Source organism: Pseudomonas sp. KK18 (genome assembly GCF_037094675.1).
In the GTDB taxonomy this organism is placed as follows: Bacteria; Pseudomonadota; Gammaproteobacteria; order Pseudomonadales; family Pseudomonadaceae; genus Aquipseudomonas.
Map to the genome: position 1 here is coordinate 4,709,720 of NZ_CP146605.1, position 25,808 is coordinate 4,735,527.

Annotated in this window: 19 protein-coding genes; 11 read left to right on the forward strand and 8 right to left on the reverse strand. The window is 61.5% G+C overall.

All coding sequences use genetic code 11. The features are described from left to right. Window positions 1-104: 104 nt before the first annotated feature. The 3 genes from V6607_RS21270 to V6607_RS21280 all read right to left on the reverse strand — a co-directional run bounded on the left by V6607_RS21270 (window position 105) and on the right by V6607_RS21280 (window position 6,230). On the reverse strand, window positions 105-3,788 hold the full coding sequence (locus tag V6607_RS21270; RefSeq protein ID WP_134326992.1) for a translocation/assembly module TamB domain-containing protein: 3,684 nt from the start codon (window positions 3,786-3,788) through the stop codon (window positions 105-107). Beyond that, window positions 3,788-5,515 carry an autotransporter assembly complex family protein gene (locus V6607_RS21275; RefSeq protein ID WP_102605509.1) on the reverse strand — a complete coding sequence of 576 codons (1,728 nt, stop codon included), beginning with the start codon at window positions 5,513-5,515 and terminating at the stop codon, window positions 3,788-3,790. Before V6607_RS21275 ends, V6607_RS21270 begins: the two co-directional genes overlap by 1 nt. 64 nt (window positions 5,516-5,579) lie before the next feature. Further along, window positions 5,580-6,230 carry a GNAT family N-acetyltransferase gene (locus tag V6607_RS21280; RefSeq protein ID WP_003211798.1) on the reverse strand — a complete coding sequence of 217 codons (651 nt, stop codon included), beginning with the start codon at window positions 6,228-6,230 and terminating at the stop codon, window positions 5,580-5,582. Window positions 6,231-6,433: 203 nt separating this feature from the next. On the opposite strand from V6607_RS21280, the gene xthA reads away from it, so the two are divergent. Both xthA and V6607_RS21290 read left to right on the forward strand, forming a co-directional pair. Then, window positions 6,434-7,246, forward strand: coding sequence for an exodeoxyribonuclease III (gene xthA / locus V6607_RS21285; RefSeq protein ID WP_102369515.1), 813 nt, complete (start codon window positions 6,434-6,436; stop codon window positions 7,244-7,246). 201 nt (window positions 7,247-7,447) lie between these two features. Then, entirely contained in the window at window positions 7,448-8,788 is a 1,341-nt protein-coding gene (locus V6607_RS21290; protein ID WP_134326993.1) for a phosphate ABC transporter substrate-binding/OmpA family protein, read from the forward strand. 139 nt (window positions 8,789-8,927) lie between these two features. Here V6607_RS21290 and V6607_RS21295 read toward each other — a convergent pair whose 3' ends face one another. Then, the gene (locus tag V6607_RS21295) at window positions 8,928-10,157 is read right to left on the reverse strand and encodes an acyl-CoA dehydrogenase (RefSeq protein WP_003211803.1); all 1,230 of its coding nucleotides are present in this window, start codon (window positions 10,155-10,157) and stop codon (window positions 8,928-8,930) included. Window positions 10,158-10,307: 150 nt separating this feature from the next. Here V6607_RS21295 and V6607_RS21300 point away from each other — a divergent pair, with 150 nt between their 5' ends. The 3 genes from V6607_RS21300 to V6607_RS21310 all read left to right on the forward strand — a co-directional run bounded on the left by V6607_RS21300 (window position 10,308) and on the right by V6607_RS21310 (window position 12,615). After that, the gene (locus V6607_RS21300) at window positions 10,308-11,237 is read left to right on the forward strand and encodes a LysR family transcriptional regulator (protein WP_003211805.1); all 930 of its coding nucleotides are present in this window, start codon (window positions 10,308-10,310) and stop codon (window positions 11,235-11,237) included. 67 nt (window positions 11,238-11,304) lie between these two features. Further along, window positions 11,305-11,703, forward strand: coding sequence for a MerR family DNA-binding transcriptional regulator (locus tag V6607_RS21305; protein ID WP_003211806.1), 399 nt, complete (start codon window positions 11,305-11,307; stop codon window positions 11,701-11,703). Window positions 11,704-11,715: 12 nt separating this feature from the next. Further along, complete coding sequence (locus V6607_RS21310) at window positions 11,716-12,615, forward strand: hydroxymethylglutaryl-CoA lyase (protein ID WP_134326994.1); 900 nt, start codon at window positions 11,716-11,718, stop codon at window positions 12,613-12,615. Window positions 12,616-13,982: 1,367 nt separating this feature from the next. Here V6607_RS21310 and V6607_RS21315 read toward each other — a convergent pair. Further along, window positions 13,983-15,614, reverse strand: coding sequence for an AMP-binding protein (locus V6607_RS21315; RefSeq protein WP_087694671.1), 1,632 nt, complete (start codon window positions 15,612-15,614; stop codon window positions 13,983-13,985). A gap of 145 nt (window positions 15,615-15,759) precedes the next feature. Between V6607_RS21315 and V6607_RS21320 the strand changes: the two genes are divergently transcribed. Genes V6607_RS21320 through V6607_RS21335 form a run of 4 tightly spaced genes read left to right on the forward strand, consistent with a single transcriptional unit; the run spans window position 15,760 to window position 21,301 of the window. After that, the gene (locus V6607_RS21320; RefSeq protein ID WP_003212472.1) at window positions 15,760-16,923 is read left to right on the forward strand and encodes an isovaleryl-CoA dehydrogenase; all 1,164 of its coding nucleotides are present in this window, start codon (window positions 15,760-15,762) and stop codon (window positions 16,921-16,923) included. Window positions 16,924-16,937: 14 nt separating this feature from the next. After that, window positions 16,938-18,545: a carboxyl transferase domain-containing protein gene (locus V6607_RS21325; RefSeq protein WP_003212470.1), complete on the forward strand. Its 1,608-nt coding sequence runs from the start codon at window positions 16,938-16,940 to the stop codon at window positions 18,543-18,545. Window positions 18,546-18,560: 15 nt separating this feature from the next. Then, complete coding sequence (locus tag V6607_RS21330; protein ID WP_134326995.1) at window positions 18,561-19,367, forward strand: gamma-carboxygeranoyl-CoA hydratase; 807 nt, start codon at window positions 18,561-18,563, stop codon at window positions 19,365-19,367. Next, window positions 19,364-21,301 (forward strand): acetyl/propionyl/methylcrotonyl-CoA carboxylase subunit alpha, encoded by a 1,938-nt coding sequence (locus V6607_RS21335; RefSeq protein WP_134326996.1) that lies wholly within the window; start codon window positions 19,364-19,366, stop codon window positions 21,299-21,301. The genes V6607_RS21330 and V6607_RS21335 overlap by 4 nt, the downstream gene beginning before the upstream one ends. Here the strand turns inward: V6607_RS21335 and V6607_RS21340 are convergent. After that, entirely contained in the window at window positions 21,298-21,945 is a 648-nt protein-coding gene (locus V6607_RS21340; protein WP_134326997.1) for a LexA family transcriptional regulator, read from the reverse strand. The genes V6607_RS21335 and V6607_RS21340 overlap by 4 nt on opposite strands. 129 nt (window positions 21,946-22,074) lie before the next feature. On the opposite strand from V6607_RS21340, the gene V6607_RS21345 reads away from it, so the two are divergent. Both V6607_RS21345 and V6607_RS21350 read left to right on the forward strand, forming a co-directional pair. Further along, window positions 22,075-22,437, forward strand: a complete 363-nt coding sequence (locus V6607_RS21345) for a DUF3077 domain-containing protein (RefSeq protein ID WP_003212463.1) — start codon at window positions 22,075-22,077, stop codon at window positions 22,435-22,437. A 467-nt stretch (window positions 22,438-22,904) separates the two neighbouring features. After that, the gene (locus V6607_RS21350) at window positions 22,905-24,056 is read left to right on the forward strand and encodes a M14-type cytosolic carboxypeptidase (RefSeq protein WP_003212460.1); all 1,152 of its coding nucleotides are present in this window, start codon (window positions 22,905-22,907) and stop codon (window positions 24,054-24,056) included. Between the two features lie 54 nt (window positions 24,057-24,110). Here the strand turns inward: V6607_RS21350 and V6607_RS21355 are convergent, their stop codons facing one another. Continuing rightward, complete coding sequence (locus V6607_RS21355) at window positions 24,111-24,650, reverse strand: cytochrome b (protein WP_003212459.1); 540 nt, start codon at window positions 24,648-24,650, stop codon at window positions 24,111-24,113. Further along, on the reverse strand, window positions 24,647-25,729 hold the full coding sequence (locus V6607_RS21360; protein ID WP_008431493.1) for a catalase family peroxidase: 1,083 nt from the start codon (window positions 25,727-25,729) through the stop codon (window positions 24,647-24,649). Before V6607_RS21360 ends, V6607_RS21355 begins: the two co-directional genes overlap by 4 nt. Window positions 25,730-25,808: the final 79 nt, after the last annotated feature.

Below are 25,808 nucleotides of genomic sequence, written 5' to 3' on the forward strand. Positions count from 1 at the left end.
ACGATGTTACTGCCTAGGCAGCGAATGTCAAACGAATAGTTAGGTTGCTTGCTAATTAGCGGATAAATGGTGGGAGCCAGGCTCCCACCATTACCGTGGACGGATCAGAAATCGCGCTTGTAGAAAATATCCAGGGAGCTGGCCACGCCGCTGGCCACTTCCAGGTACACCTTCTTGCTCAGCAAATAGCGCAAGGCGATGGTGTTGGCCGGCTCGAACACCCCCACGCCATAACGCAGGCTGAGCTTCTCGGAGATCTTGCCGCTGGCCACCACGGCGGTGTTGTTGCCGCTGCCCTGGGTGTCCAGCTCAAAGTCCTGGATGCCCAGGTTCTTGGCGATGTCCGACGTGACCCCGGCACTGCCCATCAACCCAAGACCCAGCGCCGCTTCGGCCAGCATGTTGTTGTCCTCACCGTTGGTGGTGCGCGAACGCCCCAACACCAGGTACGACAATGCATCCTCTTGGGCCATGGCCGGCTCCGAGAAAATTTGCGTAGTCGGCTGCTCGGCACTGCCGCTCAGACGAATACCGGCGGTGACGGTCCGGGACGGCTCGGTGGTGATCCGCACCGCTTCGATATCCAGGAACGGCTGGTCAATCGGCCCGGCAAACAACAATCGCGCGCGGCGCACAGTCAGGCGTTGGCCGTAGGCCCGGTAGCGGCCGTCGTTGAGCCACAGTTCACCACGGGTGTCCATGTTGTCGCCGATGTGCACATGGCCTTGCAGGTTGGCGGTAAGGCCAAACCCGGCGAAGCTCAGCTTGTCCTTGCCTACCTCCACATCGATGTCCATCGCCATGGCCATCGGCGGCTTGCCCTCTTCGGTCTGGCTGCCGACGATCACCGTGTCATCCGAGACCTTGACCGTCGATGGGGGCAATTCCCGCACGGTGATCTCGCCCTTGGGAATCTGCACCTTGCCGGAGATCGCCAGCTTGTCGTTCTTCATGCTGATCTTCAGGTCAGGCGCCACCTCCAGGGCCGCGTACGGTTCCACGGTGACCGGCAGTTGCGTGCCTTGCAGCGCGATATCCACCGCCAGGGCCTGGCCCCAGTCGATCTGCCCCTTGATAGTGCCCTGCCCGGCCTTGCCGCTGCGCCAGCCGCCATTGAGCTGCACGCTTTCGCCGGCAATCAACGCCTGGATATTCAGGCCTTCAATGCTGGTGGGCAGTTCCGGGCCGGAGATTTCACCCCCCACCAGGTTGATGCTGCCGTTGACCTGAGGCGCCAGCAGGCTGCCGCCAATTCGCCCGTTACCGTTGAGCTTGCCGTTGAGCTTCTCGACCATGGGTACAAAGGGGCGGGCCACCGCGAGGTCGAGGCCGGTCAGGGTGAAGTTGCCGGTGATCGGCTTGTTCTTTGCCAGCGGATTGAGCTGCGCCTGCAACAGCAACTCGCCGAGCTTGCCGCCACGGAAATTGAGCTGGGTGTCGATGCGCGTGGGGTTGAGGGTGGTTTCCAGCTTCAGCGTGTCGTAGGGGAAATCCAGCCACTGGTCCTTGTCCTTGACCCGCAGGGTACCGCCGCTGGCGTCCACCGAGACCACGCCTTTGGGGCCGCTGGCCGGCAGGTCGAGCTGCACGTCGGCATTGAGCTTGCCCTGCCAGGCGAAATCCTTGGGCAACCACTGCGCCAGGCTGTCGATTGGGAACTGCTTGAGGTGATAACGCAGCTTCGGCTCGGGCATCAGGCGCTGGTCTTCGCCGCACAGGCTCGCCGGGCCGGAGACCCAGCAGTGCGCCGCAAAGGTCAGCTTGCCATCGGCCAGGCGCTCGATCTTCGCCGGCGCTTGCAGCTTCCAGTCCTGGCCACCGGCTTGCACATCGCCGCTGGCCAGGCGCCCGCGCCAGTTGCCTTTGTCGAGGTTGCCGTCCAGGGCCAGGGCCAGCTTGAGCAACGGGCCGGCCAGGTCGAGCTGGACTTTCTGGCTTTTGATATCGCCCTGGGCGCTGGCACTGAAGGTGCCGAGCTGGGTTTCACCGGCCTGGATGCCACTGCCTTTCAGGTCGACTTTGGCGCGCTGGGCATTATCCAGGTTCGCGTCCAGGGTCAGGTTTTGCAGGCGGTTATCTTCAAACGCCAGTTGCTGGCCAACCAGGTTGAGCTTGCCTTGCGGCGCTTTCAGGGTGCCGGCGACGTCGAGGCGACCATTCATCTGCCCGCGCAGTTGCGGCCAGAGCTGGGCGAGGCGCGTCAGCTTGATGTCGATCTGCCCGGCAAGGCGCTGTTGCAGGCTGCCGCTGCCATAGATGCGGTTGTCGCCGAGGCGAATGTCGAGGGTGCCGAGGGTCCATTGCTCGCCAGCGCCTTCGGCCTTGGCCTGGAGCACGGCAGGTTGGCCACGCAGACGGCCCTTGAGGTCGAGGTCGGCATTGAGCTTGAGTTGCTCGTTCTTCATTTCACCCTTGCTGCGCAACGGGCCCGCGAGGGTGCCGGGCAACTCCGCGACCCAATACGCCGGGTTGATCGCCGACAAGTCCAGCGCCGTGTCCCAGGCGATGCCATCGGCAAATTGCAGGTTCAGGTGGCCTTCGGCCTTGCCCTGACCAGCCGCGAGTTGCAACTCGGGGAGGAACACTTGCTTGAGGTCGCCACTGAACGGGCTGGCAAGGCTGAACTTGCCCGCAGGGCCGTCGAGGTCGGCCTTGAAGTTGCCCAGATAGTTGCCGTCCTTGTAGGAAACTTCACCATTGAAGGTACGCAAGGCCACCTGGGGTTCGTCGATCACCGGGTACAGGCGATGCCACGGGAAATCCAGCCAGTCGATTTTCGCGTCGGCGCTGAAGCCTTGCTGCCAGTCCAGATTGGCACTGAGCTTGAGGCTTTGCTTGTCACCGGCATTCAAATCCAGCCCGGCGATCTGCGCGCCCTTGGCGTCGACCTTGCCTTGCAGCAGCAGGTCCACCGGGCCTTTTTCCGCGGGCAGTACGGCTTTGCCCAGCAACTGGTAACCGTTGCTCAGGTCGCCCTTGGCGGTCAGGTCCAGCTGATTGAGTTGCAGGGTATCGGGCAAATCGGCGCTGGGTTTGAAGCCGTCGGCGGTGATGTGCAACTGCGCCGGCAGGTTTTCCACCAGCGGTTGCAATTCGCCGCTGAGCTTGGCCGGCAGGTAGCCGCTGCTGTCGGCGTCGAGCTTGAGGGTCTTGAGCAAATCGCCATCGACCTTGAGCGCCAGCGTCCAGGGCGCACCGCCCGGCGCGTAAGGCAGGCTCAGGTTGCCGCTGGCGGCCAGCGGCCAATTGCCGGTGGGTTGCAGCAGGCCGGACAGGTCAAGGACCAAACCGTCCCGTTGCAGGTGCACCGAATCGATCTGCATCCCGGCGGCAGTCCAGTGCGCCGCCAGCTGCAGGCCCTGGAGCTCTTCGCTGCCATTGAACAGCAGGCTGCCAACGCGGATGTCACCCAACTGAAGGGCGACCGGCAGTTTCAGGTCCGGCAGGGTAATCGGGCCGCTGCTTTCTTCGGTGCCGGGTGGAAATTGCAGGCTCACCTGCTCCACATCCAGTTGGTTGATGCACAAGGTCATGCGCATCAAACAGGCCGGCGACCAGTCGAACTTTGGCGACTGAAGCTCCACGCGGCTGCTGTCCTGCTGCCATAACAGATGGTCGGCACTCCACTGCCCGCCCAGGCGACCCTGGAAATTCTCCACGGTCAAACCCGGCACCTGGCCCAGCACCCACCGGCTGCCGGCTTGGGTACCCAGCACCGTCCACAGTGCCAGCACTATCACCGCGAGGACCGCCAGAATGGCCAGCCCCGCTATTTTCAAACCACGCATCACAGCTCAGGCCCCATGGAAAAGTGCAAACGAATGCCGCCCGGATCTTCGAGGGCATGGGCCAGGTCGAGGCGGATCGGGCCAACCGGCGACACCCAGCGCACACCCACACCCACGCCGGTTTTCAGGCTTGGCATTTCCAGGGTGTTGAACGAGTTGCCTTGGTCGATAAAGGTCGCGATCCGCCATTTTTCGGCGATGGAATATTGGTACTCGGCGCTCAGGGCCACCATGTAGCGGCCGCCGATGCGGTCGCCACGATCGTTTTCCGGGGACAGGGTCTGGTACTCGTAACCCCGTACGCTCTGGTCGCCACCGGCAAAAAAGCGCAACGACGGCGGCACGGATTTGTAGCCGTTGGTGGCACTGCCGCCAAACTGCGCCCGGGCCAGGAAACGGTGGTTGTCCCACAGGGTGGTCAAGCCCTTGATGGTCGCCGTGCCGTAAAGCAGGTTGGTGTCGGAACCCAGGCCTTCCTTGGCGACCTTGGCGTCGAACAGCAGGCGATAGCCATTGTGCGGGTCGATGCGGTTGTCGCTGCGCAGGTAGGAATAACTGATGCCCGGCATCAGCAGCGTACTCAGGCCCGAGTCGTTGCCCAGGCGATACTCTTCGCGCTGCCATTTGAGCGAGATCACCCGCGTCCAGCCGCTGGGCAACTTGCTGTGCCACTCGGGGCCGAGGGTGAGCAGTTTACTCAGGGTGTCGGTGTTGGCGATTTCTTCATTCTGGTAACCGCCGGCAAAGCGAAGTTTGTCGGTCAGTGGCGGGTCCATGGGAATGTCGTACCACAACCCGACGTTCTGCCGAGGCGCGGAAAGCTCGGCTTCCCAGCCATAACTGTGGCCCTGGGGGTTGACCCAGTGGCGCGTCCAGTTGGCCTTGCCCCGCGGGCCGACGTCGGTCGAGTAACCGAGGCCCAGGCCCATGGTGCGCGGCTTGCGGGTTTCAAGTTGCACGGCCACCGGGATCACGTCATTGGTCGAGGCCGCCGGAGCGGCGTCCACGCGCACGCCTTCGAAAAAGCCGCTGGATTGCAGGTTCTGGTTGAGTTCGGCGATCAGTTCGGAGTCGTAAGGCGCGCCGCTCTTGAACGGCACCATGCGTTGCAGCAGGTCTTCATCAAACGGCGTATCGCCGGCAAAGCTGACCTTGCCCAAGGTGTAGCGTGGGCCACTGTCATAAATCAGTTCGATATCGGCCACACCCGCCTTGGGGTCGACCGAGAGTTTCTGACTGGTAAAGCGCCCGCTGAAAAAGCCGTAGCGTGACGCCTGGTTCTGGATGACGCGCTTGGCGTCTTCGTAGTTGCCGTGGTTGAGCACGGCGCCGGATTTGAGTTGGTCGCTGGCGGGCACGCGAAAGGCCTTGAGGTCGGCGGCCTGGCCGTCGACCCGAATGGTCACATTGCGCAAATGCACCGGTTCGCCGGGGTCGATGGTGAGGATCAGGCGCGGGTTCTTGCCGCCCTTCACATCGCTGGCAATCTGCGGTTGGTAGTAGCCCAGCGCCTGGGCGGCCTTGCGGGCCTGCTCCTCGGCGCCACGGCTGAACCGCAGCAGGGCTTCTTCGTCACGATCGCCGACCCCGCCGATATAGCCTTCGATGTTGGCTTTCAACGCGTCGTTTGAAGGCTTGATGCGCACATCCAATTCGCTTTGCGCCAAGGCGCTGCAGCTCGTGAACAGCAGAATCAAGCCGCTGGTAAATCTTCCTGGAAACTTCATAGGCCGGGATGCTACACGAGCTTGGGAGCGAGTTAGAACCCGGATTTGTCTGAATAATTCTGTCTTAAACCGTTGCAGCCTGTAACACCTGCGGATTTGCGTGAAAGAACACGTGTTCCAGTACCGGTCCTACAGCGACCTCGCCGATCTCTTCATAGCCCTGGCGCTTATAGAATTCCAGATAGCGAGAATTCCCCGTGTCCAGCACCACGCCTGAGGAATGCGGGTCTTCGGCGCACCAGTTGTGCACCGCTTCCAGCAGTTGCTCACCGTAGTGCTTGCCCTGGAATTGCGGGTGAATCCCCAGCAACGGCAGCACATGCACCGAATCCGAGGGCAGGCACGCCAGCACTGCCTGATGGTATTCCAGGTAACGCCGGGTACCGCGCACACCGGTACTCAGCCACATGCGCAACTGCCAGGCCCAGCTTTCGGTGATGCCCAGGCGGCGGGTCGGTGGCGCGATCAGGGCGATGCCGATCAGCCGGTCGTTGACCAACAGGCCAATCGCCGGGAGTTTCTGGAAGAAGTGCTGCTTGACCAGCTCACGCACCGTGGCGCGCACCCGCTGTTCGTAACCGGGACGTTCGGCTTCGAAGATGTAGGCGAACGTCGGCTCATGGCGATAGGCCTGGTACAACAGCGAACGGGCTTCGCGGGAATAGCCGCTGTCGAGCATGTGGATCTGGGCGATGGCAGTCGAGGTGTCAGGCATAACAGTGAATCTCCCCTGGGCGCTGACTCAAAAGGTCGCGCTCTTGTTATTACGAACGTCTGCGGCACTGTTTCGTTCAGTGTAGCCACCGGACGCCGCTTCGTAGCCCAACGCAGCCTTGTGCCTCGGCAGCTGCTACAAGGCTGGCTCCCGTCCTACATTGTCGGCTAGCATCGCCCTTTTGCCAGACTGGACCGCCGACCATGAAAATCGTGTCTTTCAATATCAACGGGCTGCGCGCCCGCCCTCATCAGCTGGCGGCACTGATCGAGAAACACCAGCCGGACGTGATCGGCCTGCAGGAAACCAAGGTCCACGACGACCAGTTCCCGCTGGATGAGATCAAGGCCCTCGGCTATCACGTGTATTACCACGGGCAGAAAGGCCACTACGGTGTTGCCCTGCTCTCGCGCCAGGAACCGCTGGCGCTGCACAAAGGCTTTGCCAGTGACGAAGAAGACGCCCAGCGCCGGTTTATCTGGGGCACCTTCGCCGACGCCAACGGCAACCCGATTACCATCATGAACGGCTATTTCCCACAGGGCGAAAGCCGCGACCACCCCACCAAGTTCCCGGCCAAGCAGCGCTTCTACGAGGACCTGCAAACCCTCCTGGAGTCGCAGTTCAGCAATGAACAGGCCGTGGTGGTAATGGGGGATGTGAATATTTCCCCGGAAGACTGCGACATCGGCATCGGTGCCGACAACGCCAAGCGCTGGCTGAAGACCGGCAAGTGCAGCTTCCTGCCGGAAGAACGCGAGTGGATGGCCCGCCTGAAGAACTGGGGCCTGGTGGACAGCTTCCGCCACCTCAACCCGGATGTGGCAGACCGCTTCAGCTGGTTCGATTACCGCAGCCGTGGTTTTGAAGACGAGCCAAAGCGCGGGCTGCGAATCGACGTGATCCTGGCTTCCCAGGGCTTGTTGCCCCGGGTAAAGGATGCCGGTGTGGACTACGACCTGCGCGGCATGGAAAAACCCTCCGATCATGCACCGATCTGGCTGGAATTGAGCTGATTTCTTAACAGCAGCGCCGTTAAATGTGGGAGCGGGCTTGCTCGCGAATACGGTGTGTCAGTCACCGGATACGTCGACTGACACACCGTATTCGCGAGCAAGCCCGCTCCCACACTTTTTGACGGCGTGATGCCGGTCATATTGCTGAAACCTCTCTGACTTAATCTTGCGGCACTCCCTTTGGCTTGAGAAGGTGCCGGCATGATGCTGCGCGTTCTATCCCTGCTGGCCCTGCTCAGCGCATTTCCCTTCGCCGCTTTTTCCACCCCTCTGCCCTTCCCCGAACATGGCCCGGCCTTGCGCATCCAGGGTTCCAATACCATCGGCGCGGCACTTGGCCCGGCGCTGGTCAAGGGGCTGATGGAGCAACAGGGGTTGCAAGCGGTGCACAGCGAGCCATCTGACCAGGCCAACGAACAGCACATCGTCGGCAAGACTCGCCAGGGCCAGAAGGTGACGGTGGAAGTGGCGGCCCATGGTTCCAGCACCGGGTTCGCAGCCCTGAAAAACGCCAACGCCGACCTCGCGGCGTCTTCCCGGCCGATCAAGGACAGCGAACTGGTGGACCTCGAAGCCCTCGGCGACCTGAAAAGCCCCGACGCCGAACAGGTCATCGCCATTGACGGGCTGGCGATCATCCTCAACCCACGCAACCCGTTGGGGACGCTGAACACCGCGCAACTGGCGCAGATCTTCAGCGGCGAAGTCTCGACCTGGGAACAACTGGGCGGCATCGGTGGCCAGATTCACCTGTACGCGCGGGATGATCAATCCGGCACCTATGACACCTTCAAGGAACTGGTGCTCAGCCGGCGCGGCAAGTCGTTGGATGGCAGCGCCAAGCGCTTCGAATCCAGCGAGCAGTTGTCGGATGCTGTCAGCCATGACCCCCAGGGCATCGGTTTTATCGGATTGCCCTATGTACGCCAGGCCAAGGCGGTGGCCATCGTCGATGGCGACTCGCAGCCGATGCTGCCGCTGAACAGTTTGATCGCCACCGAGGACTACCCACTGTCACGCCGGTTGTTCTTCTACCTGCCACCTGTTGCACAAAACCCCTGGGCCAAGGCCCTGGTGGACTTTGCACAAAGCAGCAAAGGCCAGGCGATCGTCGCCGCCAACGGTTTTATCGCACAGCAGGTGCAGGCCATGGCGGTGGAACCACGGGCGCCGATGCCCGGGGATTACCAGGCGATTGCCCGACAAGCGCAGCGCCTGACGGTAAATTTCCGGTTTGAGGAAGGCAGTGCCAGCCTCGACAACAAGGCGCGCCAGGACCTGATGCGGGTAGTGGCTTATATAAAGAGCCACGGCAAGCTGGACAAGCAGGTGACGCTGGTGGGGTTTGGGGATGCCAAGAGTGATGCGCAGCGGGCGGCGCTATTGTCGAAGTTGCGGGCGATGGCGGTGCGCCGGGAACTGGTTAAAAGCGGCGTGGTGCTGAGGGACATTCAGGGGTTCGGTGCCGAGATGCCGGTGGCGGCAAATACGGCAGATGAGGGACGGATCAAGAACCGGCGGGTGGAGGTCTGGGTGTATTGAGGACGCGGAGCGTCCGGGGCAGCATTCCCACGCAGAGCGTGGGAACGATCAACTGGCCTCATCGCGGCAAGCCCGGCTCCCACAGTTGGCTGCATTCCCCTGTGGGAGCTGGCTTGCCTGCGATGAAGACACCTCGGTTTTACTGCCCGCTGCGCATCATTTCCCGCGGCACATACTTGCCGATCTCGAACTTGCCGATTGCTGCGCGGTGCACTTCGTCCGGGCCATCGGCCAGGCGCAGGGTGCGCTGCATGGCGTACATGTAGGCCAGCGGGAAGTCATTGGATACGCCGGCGCCACCGTGGATCTGGATGGCGCGGTCGATCACCCTCAACGCCACGTTCGGCGCCACCACCTTGATCTGGGCGATTTCGCTTTTCGCGACCTTGTTACCCACGGTGTCCATCATGTAGGCAGCTTTCAGGGTCAGCAGGCGCGCCATGTCGATTTCCATCCGCGAGTCGGCGATCTTGTCGATATTGCCACCCAGGCGGGCCAGCGGCTTGCCGAAGGCAGTACGGCTGACGGAACGCTTGCACATCAGTTCCAGTGCGCGCTCGGCCATGCCGATGGAACGCATGCAGTGGTGAATACGGCCCGGGCCAAGGCGCCCCTGGGCAATTTCAAAGCCCCGGCCTTCGCCCAGCAGGACGTTTTCGTACGGCACGCGGACGTTTTCAAACAGCACTTCGGCGTGGCCATGGGGTGCGTCGTCGTAGCCGAACACCGGCAGCGGGCGCACGATCTTCACACCGGGCGCATCCACCGGTACCAGGATCATCGAGTGCTGCTGGTGACGCGGCGCATCCGGGTTGCTCAGGCCCATGAAGATCAGGATCTTGCAGCGCGGGTCACAGGCGCCGGAGGTCCACCATTTTTTACCGTTGATCACCCACTCGTCGCCGTCGCGTTCTGCACGGGCGGCCATGTTGGTGGCGTCGGAGGAAGCCACGTCCGGCTCGGTCATGGCAAATGCCGAGCGGATTTCGCCGCGCAGCAGCGGTTCGAGCCAGCGCTGTTTTTGCTCTTCGTTGGCGTAGCGCACCAGCACTTCCATGTTGCCGGTATCCGGTGCCGAGCAGTTGAACGGCTCCGGCCCCAGCAAGGAGCGGCCCATGATTTCGGCCAAGGGTGCGTATTCCAGGTTGGTGAGGCCGGCGCCCAATTCGGATTCCGGCAGGAACAGGTTCCACAGGCCTTCGGCTTTAGCCTTGAGCTTCAACTCTTCCATGATGGCGGTGGGCTGCCAGCGGTCACCTTCGGCAACCTGGCGTTCAAACACAGGCTCGGCCGGATAAACGTAGGCGTCCATGAACGCGGTGACGCGTTCACGCAGTTCCTGAACCTTGGGCGAATAGGCGAAATCCATGGGCAGCACCTTCTCAATGGAGGTTGTTGAGGTCATGAATCGATGCTAGAACAGCGTTGATAATTTACCTAGCCTATTCTCGGCGTGTATTAACATTCATCACCGATATATGATCGGCGTATGGACACCTAACAATAAGAGCGCAGCGAAATGAATCTGAGCAAGGTCGACCTCAACCTCTTCATCGTCTTTGACGCGATCTACACCGAAGCCAACCTGACCCGCGCCGGGCAGATTGTCGGGATTACTCAACCTGCGGTGTCGAACGCTCTGGCCCGCCTGCGGGAGACCTTCAACGACCCGCTGTTCGTGCGCACAGCCCAAGGCATGGTGCCCACGCCCATGGCCCAGAACATCATTGGCCCGGTGCGTAACGCGCTTTCGCTGCTGCGGGTGTCGGTACAGGAAAGCCGGATCTTCAACCCGCAACAGGCGGCCAAGACCTACCGCATCAGCATGACCGACCTCACCGAAGCGGTGATTCTGCCGCCGCTGTTCCAGCGTCTGCGCCGCCTGGCACCTACGGTGGTAATCGAGAGCTTCCTGTCCAAGCGCCGGGAAACCACCAAGGAACTAGCGGCCGGTCGCCTGGACTTTGCCGTGGATGCGCCGCTCAACACCGACCCGCAAGTGCGCCACGTCAAGCTCATGGAAGACCGCTACGTGTGCGCCATGCGCAAGGGCCATCCGATGGCGGGCAAGGACAAACTGACGCTGGATGACTACCTGTCGCTGACCCACATTCATATCTCCAGCCGGCGCAACGGCCTGGGCCATGTCGACCTGGCGCTGGGCAAGATGGGCCTGCAACGCAAGATCGCCCTGCGCTCCCAGCACTACCTGATGGCCTCGCAGGTGCTGCAGCAAACCGACATGGTAATGACCGTGCCGGAGCGCTTCGCACGGCGCCATGAACTGCACTGGTTCAACCTGCCGGTGAATGATGTGCCGATGGTGGAAACCCATCTGTACTGGCATGAAAGCACCGACCAGGATCCGGCCAACCGCTGGATGCGCGAGCAGATGATCGAGTTGTGCCAGCAGGTGACGGCCCATGAGAAGAAGCTGGACAAACTGTAGGAGCGAGCTTGACGTTAACGTCAACCAGCCATTAGCTTAACGCTCAAGACACTCCTTGAGCGCCCTCATGAGCACGACCTACAGCATCTCCGACCTCGCCCGCGAGCTCGACATCACCACCCGCGCCATTCGCTTCTATGAAGAACAAGGCCTGCTGTCCCCGGAACGCCGGGGCCAGGAGCGCATTTATTCGCCCCGCGACAAAGTCAGCCTGAAGCTGATCCTGCGGGGCAAGCGCATCGGTTTTTCACTGGCCGAGTGCCGGGAACTGATCGAACTCTACGACCCTACCAGCGGCAACCAGAAACAGCTGCACAGCATGCTGGCGAAAATCGCCGAGCGCCGCGAGCAGCTGGAACAACAGTTGCTCGACATCGAACAGATGAAGCTCGAACTGGACACCGCCGAAGAGCGTTGCACCCAGGCGCTGGAACAGACCATTCAGGGCCAGGTTGGCCATTCATAAAAGGTAGCTGCCATGTCCCTCCCCTCTCATGTGCGCCTGGTGGAAGTGGGCCCCCGCGACGGCCTGCAGAATGAAGCGCAACCCATCAGCGTCGCCGACAAGGTGCAATTGGTGGACGCCCTGAGTGCCGCCGGCCTGGGTTACATCGAAGTCGGCAGTTTTGTGTCGCCCAAATGGGTACCGCAGATGGCCGGGTCGGCCGAGGTGTTTGCGCAGATCCAGCGCAAGCCGGGCGTGACCTATGGCGCACTGGCGCCAAACCTGCGGGGTTTTGAAGATGCACTGGCGGCGGGCGTAAAAGAAGTGGCCGTATTTGCGGCGGCTTCCGAGGCGTTTTCCCAGCGCAATATCAACTGCTCCATCAGCGAAAGCCTGGAACGCTTCGTGCCGATCATGGCCGCGGCCAGGCAGCATGGTGTGAGTGTGCGGGGTTATGTGTCGTGTGTGTTGGGTTGCCCTTATGAAGGTCAGGTCGCGCCGGAACAGGTCGCGGCAGTCGCTCGCGAGCTGTTCTCCATGGGCTGCTATGAGGTGTCCCTGGGCGACACGATTGGCACCGGCACTGCAGGCGCAACACGCCGGATGTTCGAGGTGGTCGGCGCGCAGGTGCCACGGGACAAGTTGGCCGGGCACTTCCATGACACCTATGGCCAGGCCATCGCCAATATCTACGCCAGCCTTGAGGAAGGTATCCAGGTGTTCGACAGCTCTATTGCGGGCCTCGGCGGGTGCCCCTATGCCAAGGGGGCCAGCGGTAACGTTGCCACTGAAGATGTGTTGTACCTGCTCAATGGCTTGGGCATCGAGACCGGTATCGACATGGACAAGCTGATTCTGGCGGGTCAGCAGATTTGTACGGTACTCGGCCGCCCCACCGGTTCGCGCGTGGCGAAGGCTCGCAGCGCCGGTTGAGTAGTGCGCTTGTGACGATGTGTTACCTCGCGGCTACACATCGGGTAACACGGGAACATATTTTGTCGCATTTCCTGAAGGAAATTTCTCGCCCAAAAATCAAGGCATTGATTTTAAAGGACTTTATAAAGTTGGCACGGCTTCTGCTATCTCTATTGCATAACAAGAATAAAAAGCACCAAACCTAATAAAAATAAGACGTAACGACTCTGACATAACAAAAACAACACGGCAGAGACGCAGCTAACAGATTTTTTTGGAGAAGATGTGCTTCGCAGGGTACGGCTTGCCGAAACCCGCAACCGGATAGAGAAGAACAAAAAACTACCTCAAGGTAGCTACCCACTGGTTGGATCGCGTGCGAAGAAGCAGATCAGCGCTCAAAAAAATACGTTTGCTCTTGACCCCGGATGGGGGTCGCCAAAAACAGCGGTAAAGGGCCACGGTTGCCAAAAACAACAATAGACCGCCCCTCAATAATAAAAAAAGAGCACGCAACGACAAATTAAAGGGGACCTTCGGGTCCCCTTTGTGCTTTCTCGGGGAAGGTGATTTGCGTGTATATCCGTTTTTTGGGTGATGGCTGAGATTGGTTCCGCTCTTACAGCGGCTCACTTTTGAACAGCGCAAAAGTAAGCAAAACGCTCTTGCCCCACCACTCGGCACCTCGCCTAGGCTCGGTGTGCCCTCACTCCGGCTTTGGACCGTGGGCCGCCGTCATGGGCCATCCCTGGCCCAGGACGGCTAACCCGGCGTCCTGCCGGGTTACCCACGCTCCAAAGCCTGCGTTCGGCCAGCGTGGTTTAACGGGGCGCCCAAGATCAAGATCAAAAGCAGATCAAGAGCACAGCGGCCTCCCGGCCGGCTTGAGTGTTTAAAAGCCAAATCAAAAGCTAAAGCGGGCACGGTCCAAATGTAGGAGCTGGCTTGCCTGCGATGGCATCACCTCGGTGTATCTGGAAGACCGAGTTGTCTGCATCGCCGGCAAGCCAGCTCCTACAGAAAAGCGGCTTTGCGTTCGCTCTGGTTTTTGATCTGGCTTTTAAACACTCAGGTCGGCTTTCAGGCCGCTGTGCTCTTGCTTTTGATCTTGATCTGACTGCCCCAATAAGCCCGAGGCCGAACGCAGGTATTGCGGAGCGGGTAAACCGGCAGGACGCCGGTTTAGCCGCGCCGGGCCATGGATGGCCCGTCGCGGCGGCCCGCGGAGTAATGCCGGAGTGAGGGAACACCGAGCCTAGGCGAGGTGCCGACAGGCGGGGCAGAGCGCTTTGGTTACTTTGCCGCTTTTTTGCAAAGTGACTCGCTGTAAGAGCGAAACCATAAGCCGCCGTTACCTAAATAACGGATAAACACCCCGCCCTCCCTCACCCCCCCTTCAACTCTTCAATCATAATTTCCCGCATCCGAAACTTCTGGATCTTCCCCGTCACCGTCATCGGAAACTCATCCACAAATTTGAAATGCTTGGGCATCTTGAAGTGCGCAATCCGCCCCTTGCACCACGTCTGCAGCTCAAGCTCATTAGCCACATGCCCCGGATGAAACTTGATCCACGCCACAATCGCCTCACCGTAACGCTCATCCGGAATCCCGATCACCTGCACATCCGCCACCGCCGGATGAGTAAAGAAAAACTCCTCCAACTCCCGCGGGTACACGTTCTCACCTCCGCGAATGATCATGTCCTTGTTACGCCCGGCGATGCACACATACCCATGTTCATCCATGGTCGCCAGGTCGCCGGTGTGCATCCAGCCCGCCTCGTCGATAGCCTCACGAGTGCTGTCAGGATTATTCCAGTAACCGAGCATCACGCTGTAGCCACGGGTACACAGCTCCCCTACCTGGCCCCGAGCAACCGTGTTACCGGCGTCATCGATAATCTTGCTTTCCAGCTGTGGCTGGGTCCGGCCAACCGTCGTAACACGCCGCTCAAGGTCATCATCCGGCCCGGTCTGCAACGACACCGGGCTGGTTTCCGTCATGCCATAGGCAATCTGCACCTCACTCATGTGCATCTCGCCGATAACCCGGCGCATCACCTCGATCGGACAAGTGGCGCCCGCCATGATCCCGGTGCGCAGGCGCGACAGGTCGAACTCGGCGCGGCGCGGGTGATCAAGCATGGCGATAAACATGGTAGGCACCCCGTATAGCCCGGTGGCCTGTTCTTCGGCGACGGCAGCCAGGGTCAGCAATGGGTCGAAACCGTCACTCGGGTAGATCATCGTGGTGCCATGGGTGATGCAGCCCAGGTTACCCATCACCATGCCAAAGCAGTGATACAGCGGCACCGGGATCACCAGGCGATCTTGCGCCGTCAGGCCCAGGCTTTCGCCAACCATGTAGCCGTTATTGAGGATGTTGTGGTGACTGAGGGTGGCGCCCTTGGGGAAGCCGGTGGTGCCGGAGGTGTACTGGATATTGACGGGTTGATCGAAGTGCAGGCCGGCCTGGCGGATCTGCAATTGCTCGGGCGGGACGCCTGCCCCGAGGGCCGCCAGTTGCGACCAGGGCGTAAACCCCGGGGGCGGGCTGGGATCAAGGCTGATGATGCCGCGCAGGTCAGGTTGAAGCTCCTGCAACATGCCGTGGTAATCGGAGGTCTTGAACGACCCGGCGCACACCAACCACTGGCAACCGGATTGCTTGAGTACGTACTCCAATTCACTGCTGCGATACGCCGGGTTGATATTGACCAGAATCACGCCGATTTTGGCGCTGGCGACCTGGCTGATGCACCACTCGGCGCAGTTGGGGGCCCAGATGCCCAAGCGGTCGCCGGCCTGCATCCCCAAGGCCAGGAACGCACGTGCATGCAAGTCAACCGTCTCTGCCAGTTGCCGCCAGGTGTAGCGACGCTGTTGATGGCCCACGACCAAGGCTTCGCCGTCGGAGTAGCGCGAAACCGTTTGATCAAAGGCCTGGCCGATAGTCATGGCCAGCAAGGCCTTGTCCTGACAGCCGCGGCTGTAGCTCTGATTCGATTGATCCATAACGACCCCTGTTGTCTTTTTTGTAGGTTGACGTAAACGTAAACTACGATTGACAGGCCCGCAACGCAAGTTTACGTTAACGTAAAGGTGATCGCCCTCCCCGGCGTATTGGCCATACAAAAACAACGCTAGAAGGTGCCCGTCCATGAGTTACCCCTCCCTGAACTTCGCCCTCGGTGAAACCATCGACATGCTGCGCGACCAGGTGCAGTCCTTCGTGGCCAAGGAACTGGCGCCGCGCGCTGCGCAGATCGATATCGACAACCTGTTCCCCGCCGATATGTGGCGCAAGTTCGGCGATATGGGCCTGCTGGGCATCACCGTGCCGGAAGAATACGGCGGCGCCGGCCTGGGCTACCTGGCCCACGTGGTGGCCATGGAAGAAATCAGCCGGGGCTCGGCTTCGGTGGCGTTGTCCTACGGCGCGCACTCCAACCTCTGCGTCAACCAGATCAACCGCAACGGCACCCATGAGCAAAAACTCAAATACCTGCCCAAGCTGATCAGCGGCGAACACATCGGCGCACTCGCCATGAGCGAGCCGAACGCCGGTTCCGACGTGGTCTCCATGAAGCTGCGCGCCGATAAACGCGGCAGTGTGTATGTGCTCAACGGCAGCAAGACCTGGATCACCAACGGCCCTGATGCCAATACCTACGTGATCTACGCCAAGACCGACCTGGAAAAGGGTGCCCACGGCATCACCGCGTTTATCGTCGAGCGCGACTCGAAGGGCTTCAGCCGCAGCAACAAGTTCGACAAGCTCGGCATGCGCGGCTCCAACACCTGCGAGTTGTTTTTCGATGACGTCGAAGTGCCGGAAGAAAACATCCTCGGCGCACTCAATGGCGGCGTGAAAGTGCTGATGAGCGGCCTCGATTACGAACGCGTTGTGCTGTCCGGCGGCCCGACCGGGATCATGCAGGCCTGCATGGACCTGATCGTGCCCTACATCCATGACCGCAAGCAGTTCGGCCAGAGCATCGGCGAGTTCCAGCTGATCCAGGGCAAGGTCGCCGACATGTACACCCAGCTCAACGCCAGCCGCGCCTACCTGTACGCCGTGGCCCAGGCCTGCGAGCGCGGCGAAACCACGCGCAAGGACGCCGCCGGCGTGATCCTCTACAGCGCCGAACGCGCTACCCAGATGGCCCTCGACGCGATCCAGATTCTCGGCGGCAATGGCTATATCAATGAATTCCCGGCTGGTCGTCTATTGCGTGACGCCAAGCTGTATGAAATCGGTGCCGGCACCAGTGAGATCCGGCGCATGTTGATCGGTCGCGAACTGTTTAACGAAACCCGCTGAACGGAGCGCGCACCATGGCTACCCTGCACACCCAGCTCAACCCGCGCTCGGCGGAATTCGCCGCCAACAGCGCTGCGATGCTCCAACAGGTCGACGCCCTGCATACCCTGCTCGCCCAGGTGCAGCAAGGCGGCGGCGCCAAGGCCCAGGAGCGGCATACATCGCGGGGCAAGCTGTTGCCCCGCGAGCGGATCAATCGCTTGCTCGACCCTGGCTCGCCGTTCCTTGAACTCAGCCAGCTGGCGGCTTATCAGGTGTACGGCGAAGACGTGCCCGCTGCCGGGGTGATTGCCGGGATTGGCCGGGTGGAAGGCGTCGAATGCATGATCGTCGCCAACGACGCCACGGTGAAAGGCGGCTCGTACTACCCGCTGACCGTCAAGAAACACCTGCGCGCCCAGACCATCGCCGAGCAGAACCGCCTGCCGTGCATCTACCTGGTGGACTCCGGCGGCGCCAACCTGCCGCGTCAGGATGAAGTGTTCCCGGACCGCGAGCACTTCGGACGGATCTTCTTCAACCAGGCGAACATGAGCGCCCAGGGCATCCCGCAGATCGCAGTGGTGATGGGCTCCTGCACTGCCGGTGGCGCCTATGTACCGGCGATGGCGGACGAAGCAATCATGGTCCGCCAGCAAGCCACCATTTTCCTCGCCGGCCCGCCGCTGGTGAAGGCGGCGACCGGTGAAGTGGTCAGCGCCGAAGACCTGGGCGGTGCCGATGTGCACTGCAAGATTTCCGGGGTGGCCGACCACTATGCCGACAGCGACGAACATGCGCTGGCCCTGGCTCGGCGCAGTGTGGCCAACCTCAACTGGCGCAAGCTGGGGCAATTGCAACAACGCACGCCGCTGGCGCCGCTTTATAGCAGCGAAGAGCTGTACGGCGTGATTCCGGCCGACGCCAAGCAACCGTTCGATGTACGCGAGGTGATCGCGCGATTGGTGGACGGCTCGGTGTTCGATGAATTCAAGGCGTTGTTTGGCACCACACTGGTGTGCGGCTTTGCGCACCTGCACGGCTATCCGATTGCGATCCTGGCCAACAACGGCATCCTCTTCGCCGAGGCCGCGCAAAAAGGCGCGCACTTTATCGAACTGGCCTGCCAGCGCGGGATTCCGCTGTTGTTCCTGCAAAACATCACCGGCTTCATGGTCGGCCAGAAATACGAAGCCGGCGGCATCGCCAAGCACGGCGCCAAACTGGTGACAGCGGTAGCCTGTGCCAAGGTGCCGAAGTTCACCGTGATCATCGGCGGCAGCTTCGGCGCCGGTAACTACGGCATGTGTGGACGCGCCTACGACCCGCGCTTCTTGTGGATGTGGCCCAACGCACGCATCGGCGTGATGGGCGCCGAACAGGCCGCCGGCGTGCTGGTGCAGGTCAAGCGTGAGCAGGCCGAGCGCGCGGGCCAGGGTTTCAGCAGCGATGAGGAAGCGGCGATCAAGCAGCCGATCCTCGACCAGTACGAAACCCAGGGCCACCCCTACTACTCCAGCGCACGGCTGTGGGATGACGGCGTCATCGACCCGCTGCAGACCCGCGACGTGCTCGCCCTGGCCCTGTCCGCCGCGCTGAACGCCCCCATCGAGCCGAGCCGCTTCGGCGTGTTCCGCATGTAAATGGAGCTGCACCCCATGAGCGATTTCAACACCCTCGAACTGATCACCGATCCCCGTGGCTTTGCCACGCTGTGGCTCAGTCGTGAAGCCAAGAACAACGCGTTCAATGCCGAAATGATCCGCGAACTGATCATTGCCCTGGACCGGGTGCAAGGCGATCCGGCCCTGCGCTTTCTGGTACTGCGCGGGCGCGGCAAACACTTCAGCGCCGGCGCCGACCTGGCCTGGATGCAGCAGTCGGCCGAACTGGATTACCACACCAACCTGGACGATGCCCGAGAACTGGCGGAGCTGATGTACAACCTCGCCAAGCTGAAGATCCCGACGCTGGCGGTAGTCCAGGGTGCGGCCTACGGTGGTGCCCTGGGGTTGATCAGTTGCTGCGACATGGCGATTGGCGCCGACGATGCGCAGTTCTGCCTGTCGGAAGTGCGCATTGGCCTGGCGCCGGCGGTGATCAGCCCGTTCGTGGTGCAGGCGATCGGCGAACGGGCAGCCCGTCGCTATGCCCTCACAGCGGATCGCTTTGGCGGTCAGCGGGCACGGGAAATCGGGTTGTTGGCGGAGAGTTATCCCGCTGATGAGTTGGACGTACACGTCCAATTGTGGATTACCAATCTGCTGCTCAACAGCCCGGCGGCCATGCGCGCCAGCAAGGACCTGCTACGGGAAGTCGGCCACGGTGCCCTGACGCCAGCGTTGCGTCGCTACTGCGAGAACTCCATCGCCCGAATCCGCGTCAGCACCGAAGGCCAGGAAGGCCTGCGTGCCTTTCTGCAAAAACGCGCGCCCAACTGGCAGCCTCAGGAGCCGCGTTCATGAAGACGCTTACTACCGTATTGGTAGCCAACCGTGGCGAAATCGCCTGCCGGGTGATGCGCACCGCCAAGGCCATGGGCCTGACCACCGTGGCCGTGCACAGCGCCACCGACCGTGACGCGCGGCACACCCGCGAGGCTGATATTCGTGTGGACCTGGGCGGCAGCAAGGCCGCCGACAGTTACCTGCAAATCGACAAACTGATCGCCGCGGCCCAGGCCAGCGGCGCCCAGGCGATTCACCCGGGTTATGGGTTTCTTTCGGAGAACGCAGGGTTTGCCCGCGCCATTGAAGCCGCCGGGTTGATCTTCCTCGGCCCGCCCGCCTCGGCCATTGATGCCATGGGCAGCAAATCGGCCGCCAAGGCGTTGATGGAAACCGCCGGCGTGCCGTTGGTGCCGGGTTACCACGGCGACGCCCAGGATCTGGAGACCTTCCGCCAGGCAGCCGAGCGTATCGGTTACCCGGTGCTGCTCAAGGCAACGGCAGGCGGTGGCGGCAAGGGCATGAAGGTGGTCGAGGACGTCAGTCAACTGGCCGAAGCGTTGGCCTCGGCACAGCGTGAAGCACTGTCCTCCTTTGGCAATGCGCAGATGCTGGTGGAAAAGTATTTGCTCAAGCCGCGTCACGTGGAGATCCAGGTGTTCGCCGACCAGCACGGTCACTGCCTGTACCTCAATGAGCGCGATTGCTCGATCCAGCGCCGCCATCAAAAAGTCGTCGAAGAAGCCCCGGCGCCGGGCCTGAGTGCCGAGCAGCGCAAGGCCATGGGCGAAGCGGCCGTGCGTGCGGCCCAGGCCATCGGCTACGTGGGCGCGGGCACCGTGGAGTTTCTGCTGGACGCCCGGGGCGAGTTTTTCTTCATGGAGATGAACACCCGGCTGCAGGTGGAACACCCGGTGACCGAGGCCATCACCGGCCTGGACCTGGTGGCCTGGCAGATTCGCGTGGCCCAGGGCGAGCCGCTGCCGATGACTCAGGAGCAAGTGCCACTGCTGGGGCATGCGATTGAAGTGCGCCTGTACGCCGAGGACCCGGCCAACGATTTTCTGCCGGCCACCGGGCACCTGGCGCTGTACCGCGAATCCACGCCAGGGCCCGGGCGCCGGGTAGACAGCGGCGTCGAACAAGGCGACAACGTGTCACCGTTCTACGACCCGATGCTGGGCAAGCTGATTGCCTGGGGCGAGGACCGCGAACAGGCGCGCCTGCGGCTGCTGGGCATGCTCGATGAATTTGCCGTGGGTGGACTGAAGACCAACCTGGGCTTCTTGCGGCGCATTATCGGCCATCCGGCGTTTGCCGCTGCCGAGCTCGATACCGGGTTTATCCCGCGTTATCAGGATGAGCTGCTGCCGGCGCCTGGCGAATTGAGTGAGGCATTCTGGCAGGCCGCCGGCCAGGCGCTCATGCAGACCCAACCGAGCACTGACACCCGTTCGCCCTGGGCCGACACCCGAGGTTTTCGCGCAGGCTTGCCGGGCGAGGTTTCCCTGCACCTGAGCTGCAACGGCCAGGATCGCCTGGTAATGCTGCAAGCCGGCATCAACCCGCCCCAGTTGCACGGCGAACAATTGCTGATCGACCAGCACGGCGTGCGCCGCTCCCATCTGGCGGTACGCGAGGGCGGCAGTGTGTTTTTGCGCTGGGACGGCGAGGTGCACAGTGTCAGCCTGTTCGACCCGATTGCCGCCGTCGACGCCAGCCAGTCCCATCAGGGCGGCCTGACCGCACCGATGAACGGCAGCATCGTGCGAGTGCTGGTGGAAGTCGGGCAAACGGTTGAAGCCGGTACGCAGTTGGTGGTGCTGGAGGCCATGAAGATGGAACACAGCATTCGCGCGCCCCATGCCGGCGTGGTCAAGGCGCTGTACTGCCAGGAAGGCGAAATGGTCGGTGAAGGCAGCGCACTGGTGGAGCTGGAAGCCGCGAGTTAAAACCTCGTGACCGCCTGCGCCACCACGCCGATGATCCGGCACTCTTCACTGAACAGCATCTTCGGGTATGTAGGGTTGAGCGGCACCAGGTAAAGCTGGCCGCTCTGCCTGACCCATTTGCGCAAGATCGCCTGGGAATCAAATGCCCATTGGGCCACCACCAGTTTGCCGGGCTCGGGCTGGATGGCCGGGTCCACCAGAATCATCGTGCCTTCATTGATACTCAAGCCGCTGGGGGCGGTCATGGCGTCGCCAGTCACGCGCATCCAGAACGCCTTGCCACGGGCGTGATAGTCGCTCATCTGAATACGAGTAACGCCGTACGGCCGAGGTTCTTCCTGCAATGGGTAGCCTCCCTTCCCTTCGCTCACCGGGTAACGGTAATTCGGGTTGTAGTGCGGCGCCGGCTGCAGTTCCTCGGCAACCGCCGCGAGCGCTTTTTCGCGAACCACCAGCGCGACCTCGAGCCCATCCAGGCCCAGCTCCTGCATCACCCGGTTCATATCGGCAAGGCTCGGCACCCGACGCTTGTTCAGCCAGTGGCCGACCCCGCCCTGAGACATGCCCAGGCGCGACGCCAGTTGGTCCTGCGTGACCTTGCGGTCTTTCATGTTGGCCTTGACCAACGCTATCCATTTATCCATGGGCCCTGACAATACGTTGTGTACTCACCACGACAATAAACAGTTTGTAGTAATCAATAAAACGCCATAAATACGATTAGTACTAATATCGATTGCAGGCTTTCGACACCCACACAGAGCACTGCCCTTATGACGACCACCTCGTATACCCTGCCCGACACCTGCGATGAAGACGAGCGGCTGTTCCTGCGCAGCAGTGGCGCCGCCCAACGCGCGCTGGACTATTACCTGAAAGAGGATGCCGCACCGCCCTCCGTTGACGATACGTTGTTCGAGGTCAAGCCCGGCATCAGCGACGAGGAGGCCCTGGTCCACGCCTCCGACCTGCTGCGCAGCGCCGCGGCCACTGCGTACGAATCGGCAAACAGCGCCCACGGCAATAGCCGGGACCTGGCGTTTTCAGTGGTCTATTTGATCGATATGGCGAAGGTGATGGTGGAGCGGTCACTGCGGCTTTCGGCGAGGGGTGCCGAACAGCCGGCCAGCCTGTAACAGGCACGCGGGAAAAATATTTCTATCCGAGGGATAAAAACATTTGACTTGCAAATGATAATGATTATTATTGGACCTAACTGATCGCGAGATCAGTCGATAGACCAAGAGACCTTAGGTCGGACTCTTGGAATATCTCCTCATCAGGCTAATCACGGTTTTTGACCCGGCTCTTTGGCCGGGTCTTTTTTTTGCCAGTTTTCCCCTGGCGTGACTTCAGGCTAATGAAGACTGTGTGTTGCTTGATGGCGCGCATGGTAGCAAAAGACCATCGCCAAAAGAAAGTCGATCGAGCGCTCTAGGCCGGTTCTTTCAAAAATAGCACTTGAGAATCAATCTCATAGATTCTAAGCTGCGGCGGCGTCATGGACGACGCCCCCCTCTTCACCCGCAAAAATTGCATCCAGGCTTTGCCCCGCTCCGGTGTAAAATGCCCGCCACAACACTCATATTCAGGCAACCAGACTATGACCGTGGCCTTGACCTCCATCAAGATCAGCACCGACTTCGACAGTGGCAATATCCAGGTGCTCGACGCCAGTGATGCTCACCAGTTGCTGCTGGCGATAAAGCCCGATACGCGCAGCCAGCACTACCAGTGGTTCCACTTCAAGGCCGAAGGCATGCATGTGGGTCACACCCACACCTTCCGCCTGAGCAATGCCGGCCACTCGTCCTACAAGCACGCCTGGAGCGGCTACAACGCCGTGGCGTCCTACGACCATATCAACTGGTTTCGGGTACCGACCCGCTTTGATGGCGAGACGCTGCACATCACCCTCGAAACCCGTGAAAAACAGGCCTGGTTCGCCTACTTCGAACCCTACAGCCGCGAACGCCACGACTGGCTGATCGACCAGGCGCTGAACCGCGCCGGCACGCAATTGCTGGCCACCGGCAAAAGTGTCGAAGGCCGTGATATCCAACTGCTGCGCCGTGGCAAGGGCGAGGCCAACAAGCGCAAGGTCTGGATCATCGCCCAGCAGCATCCCGGCGAGCACATGGCCGAATGGTTTATGGAAGGCATCATCGAGCGCCTGCAACAGGACGGTGACGCCGAGCTGAAAAAGCTCCTGGCCGCCGCCGACCTGTACCTGGTACCGAACATGAACCCCGATGGCGCGTTCCATGGGCATCTGCGTACCAACGCCATGGGCCAGGACCTCAACCGCGCCTGGCAGAGTGCGAGCCAGGAGATCAGCCCCGAAGTACTGTTCGTCCAGCAACAAATGGAAAAGTACGGCGTTGACCTGTTCCTGGATATCCACGGCGACGAGGAAATCCCCTATGTGTTCACCGCCGGTTGTGAAGGCAACCCGGGCTACACGCCACGTATCGAGCAGTTGGAAAAACACTTCCGCAGCCACCTGAGCAACCTCACCCGGGATTTTCAGACCGCGCATGGCTACACCCGCGACCTGCCGGGCGAAGCCAATATGACCCTGGCGTGCAACAGCGTCGGCGAGAAGTTCGATTGCCTGTCCCTGACCCTGGAAATGCCCTTCAAGGACAACGACGACGCGCCCAACCCGCACACTGGCTGGTCGGGCAAACGCTCGATGCAGTTGGGCAAGGATGTGTTGAGCAGCGTGGCGGATATCGTCGGCGTATTGCGCTAAACATCCACGATCCCGGCGACGGCTGCCTCACAGCAACCGCCGCCGGGGAAGGCTTCAGTCCTTGCTGCCGGTCATGCTTTGCAACACACCGTCACGCCGGATCAAACCGTGGAACAGCGCCGCCGCCAGGTGCAACAACACCGTCAGAAACAGCAAATACGCCAGGTAACCGTGAGCCTTGCGCAACACGGCAAACAACGGCGCATTCGCCCCCACCAGCGCCGGCAACTGTACCGAACTGCTGAGCATCACCGGGTCGCCGGCCGCTGAAATCATCGCCCAGCCCAGCAGCGGCAACACCAGCATCAACGCATACAGCACCACGTGGGAGGCCTTGGCCGCCAGCACTTGCCACAGCGGCAAGTCGGCAGGCAGCGGCGGCTGGCGCGTGGAAAAACGCACCACCAGGCGCACGATCACCAGCGCCAGGATCGCAATGCCCAGCGGCTTGTGCAGGTGGATCAGCCACTCATGGCGTTCGGAAACCGAGGCCACCATGCCCGCGCCGATAAACAGCATGGCGATGATCATCAACGCCATCAGCCAATGCAGCAGCCGCGCCAGCGGGGCGAAAAACCGGGGTTGGGCATTCATGGCTTCGACTCCTGAGGGGCGCTGTGCAGCTGGCTGACTTCGCTGGTGCGACGCAGGTAGGAACTGGCGTACGCCGCCGAACGGGCGGCCAGCAATGGGTCATTCGAGGCTTCGATACCGCTCGGCAGCACCAGTGGATCAAAGTTGATGTCACGGCAATCACCGTCCATTTGCGGCTGGCTGCTTTCCAGCACCAGGGTCCCGGCATTCAGCACCTTGTGCTCACCGGTCCAGGTCTTGCTGGCGTCATCCACCGGGTCGCCCGGGTTGGCCAGGGTGAGGTTCAACTGCCAGCGCAACGGCCCGGCCACCAGGCGCTGGGCCAGGTCTTTTTCGAGGAAGTCGCTGCCGGCGGGCGCCGTGGCCCCCGCAGCATCCTGGCTTTGCGGTACGACGCCCCAGCGCACGGCCTGGCGTTGGCCGCTGGCGTTTACCAGGTAAAACGCGTTGATGCCGTTATAGGTTTCAGTGGCATAGCTGGCAGATGGCTTGGCGGTCTTGACCCAGGCCAGGAACGGCGCGGTCTCGGGGTGCGCCGCGAAGAACGCCGGCATGCCTGCCGGGTTCGGCTTGCCGGTGGCCGGGTCAGGTGCGCCGGCCTTGAGCATCTCGAAGAAGGCCTCGGGCGTGCCCACCGGGAACACCGGCATGCTGTTCATCCCGGTGCGCCATTGCTGGCCGTTGGCCAAGTTGAACTGCAAGGCAAAACTGCGGATCGGCACGCTGCTGTCCGGCGCATACGGGTTGCCGCTGGGCAGCGCAAAACGCCCGATAACCGGGGTGCGCGCCTCGCTGAATACCTGGGCACTGGAGTACTGGCGCGCTTCGGGGCTGCTCTCGAAATAACCGGCCACGCACACGCCCTTGGCATGGTTACGCCGGTAGCCAGGGTGCAAGCCGTTGTTGGTTTCCAAGGCATTGACCAGGGTTTTGGGGCGCAACCGTTGTGGGTCGAGGCTTCCGTTAACGTAGGCAAACGCCCCGGCCACGACGGCAACCACCACGCCGATGCTGGCCAACCGAATTATCAGGCTTGCGGTGCTCAGCGGCGGACGGGGCGGTGATGAGTGATCTACCATGAAATAACTCCAGGGCCCAAGGCCTTGAGTGGGTGAAACATAAGGTCGGAACACTTGGGACGAACGCCAGCGCACTCTA

Coding starts and splice junctions, on each gene's coding strand:
- V6607_RS21270 (WP_134326992.1), bottom strand. CDS start 3,788: ATGCGTGGTTTGAAAATAGCGGGGCTGGCCATTCTGGCGGTCCTCGCG.
- V6607_RS21360 (WP_008431493.1), bottom strand. CDS start 25,729: ATGGTAGATCACTCATCACCGCCCCGTCCGCCGCTGAGCACCGCAAGC.
- V6607_RS21295 (WP_003211803.1), bottom strand. CDS start 10,157: ATGGATTTCGCCTATTCGCCCAAGGTTCAGGAACTGCGTGAACGCGTC.
- V6607_RS21325 (WP_003212470.1), top strand. CDS start 16,938: ATGGCTACCCTGCACACCCAGCTCAACCCGCGCTCGGCGGAATTCGCC.
- V6607_RS21315 (WP_087694671.1), bottom strand. CDS start 15,614: ATGGATCAATCGAATCAGAGCTACAGCCGCGGCTGTCAGGACAAGGCC.
- V6607_RS21340 (WP_134326997.1), bottom strand. CDS start 21,945: ATGGATAAATGGATAGCGTTGGTCAAGGCCAACATGAAAGACCGCAAG.
- V6607_RS21280 (WP_003211798.1), bottom strand. CDS start 6,230: ATGCCTGACACCTCGACTGCCATCGCCCAGATCCACATGCTCGACAGC.
- V6607_RS21275 (WP_102605509.1), bottom strand. CDS start 5,515: ATGAAGTTTCCAGGAAGATTTACCAGCGGCTTGATTCTGCTGTTCACG.
- V6607_RS21320 (WP_003212472.1), top strand. CDS start 15,760: ATGAGTTACCCCTCCCTGAACTTCGCCCTCGGTGAAACCATCGACATG.
- V6607_RS21330 (WP_134326995.1), top strand. CDS start 18,561: ATGAGCGATTTCAACACCCTCGAACTGATCACCGATCCCCGTGGCTTT.
- V6607_RS21290 (WP_134326993.1), top strand. CDS start 7,448: ATGATGCTGCGCGTTCTATCCCTGCTGGCCCTGCTCAGCGCATTTCCC.
- V6607_RS21355 (WP_003212459.1), bottom strand. CDS start 24,650: ATGAATGCCCAACCCCGGTTTTTCGCCCCGCTGGCGCGGCTGCTGCAT.
- V6607_RS21335 (WP_134326996.1), top strand. CDS start 19,364: ATGAAGACGCTTACTACCGTATTGGTAGCCAACCGTGGCGAAATCGCC.
- V6607_RS21300 (WP_003211805.1), top strand. CDS start 10,308: ATGAATCTGAGCAAGGTCGACCTCAACCTCTTCATCGTCTTTGACGCG.
- V6607_RS21350 (WP_003212460.1), top strand. CDS start 22,905: ATGACCGTGGCCTTGACCTCCATCAAGATCAGCACCGACTTCGACAGT.
- V6607_RS21305 (WP_003211806.1), top strand. CDS start 11,305: ATGAGCACGACCTACAGCATCTCCGACCTCGCCCGCGAGCTCGACATC.
- xthA (WP_102369515.1), top strand. CDS start 6,434: ATGAAAATCGTGTCTTTCAATATCAACGGGCTGCGCGCCCGCCCTCAT.
- V6607_RS21310 (WP_134326994.1), top strand. CDS start 11,716: ATGTCCCTCCCCTCTCATGTGCGCCTGGTGGAAGTGGGCCCCCGCGAC.
- V6607_RS21345 (WP_003212463.1), top strand. CDS start 22,075: ATGACGACCACCTCGTATACCCTGCCCGACACCTGCGATGAAGACGAG.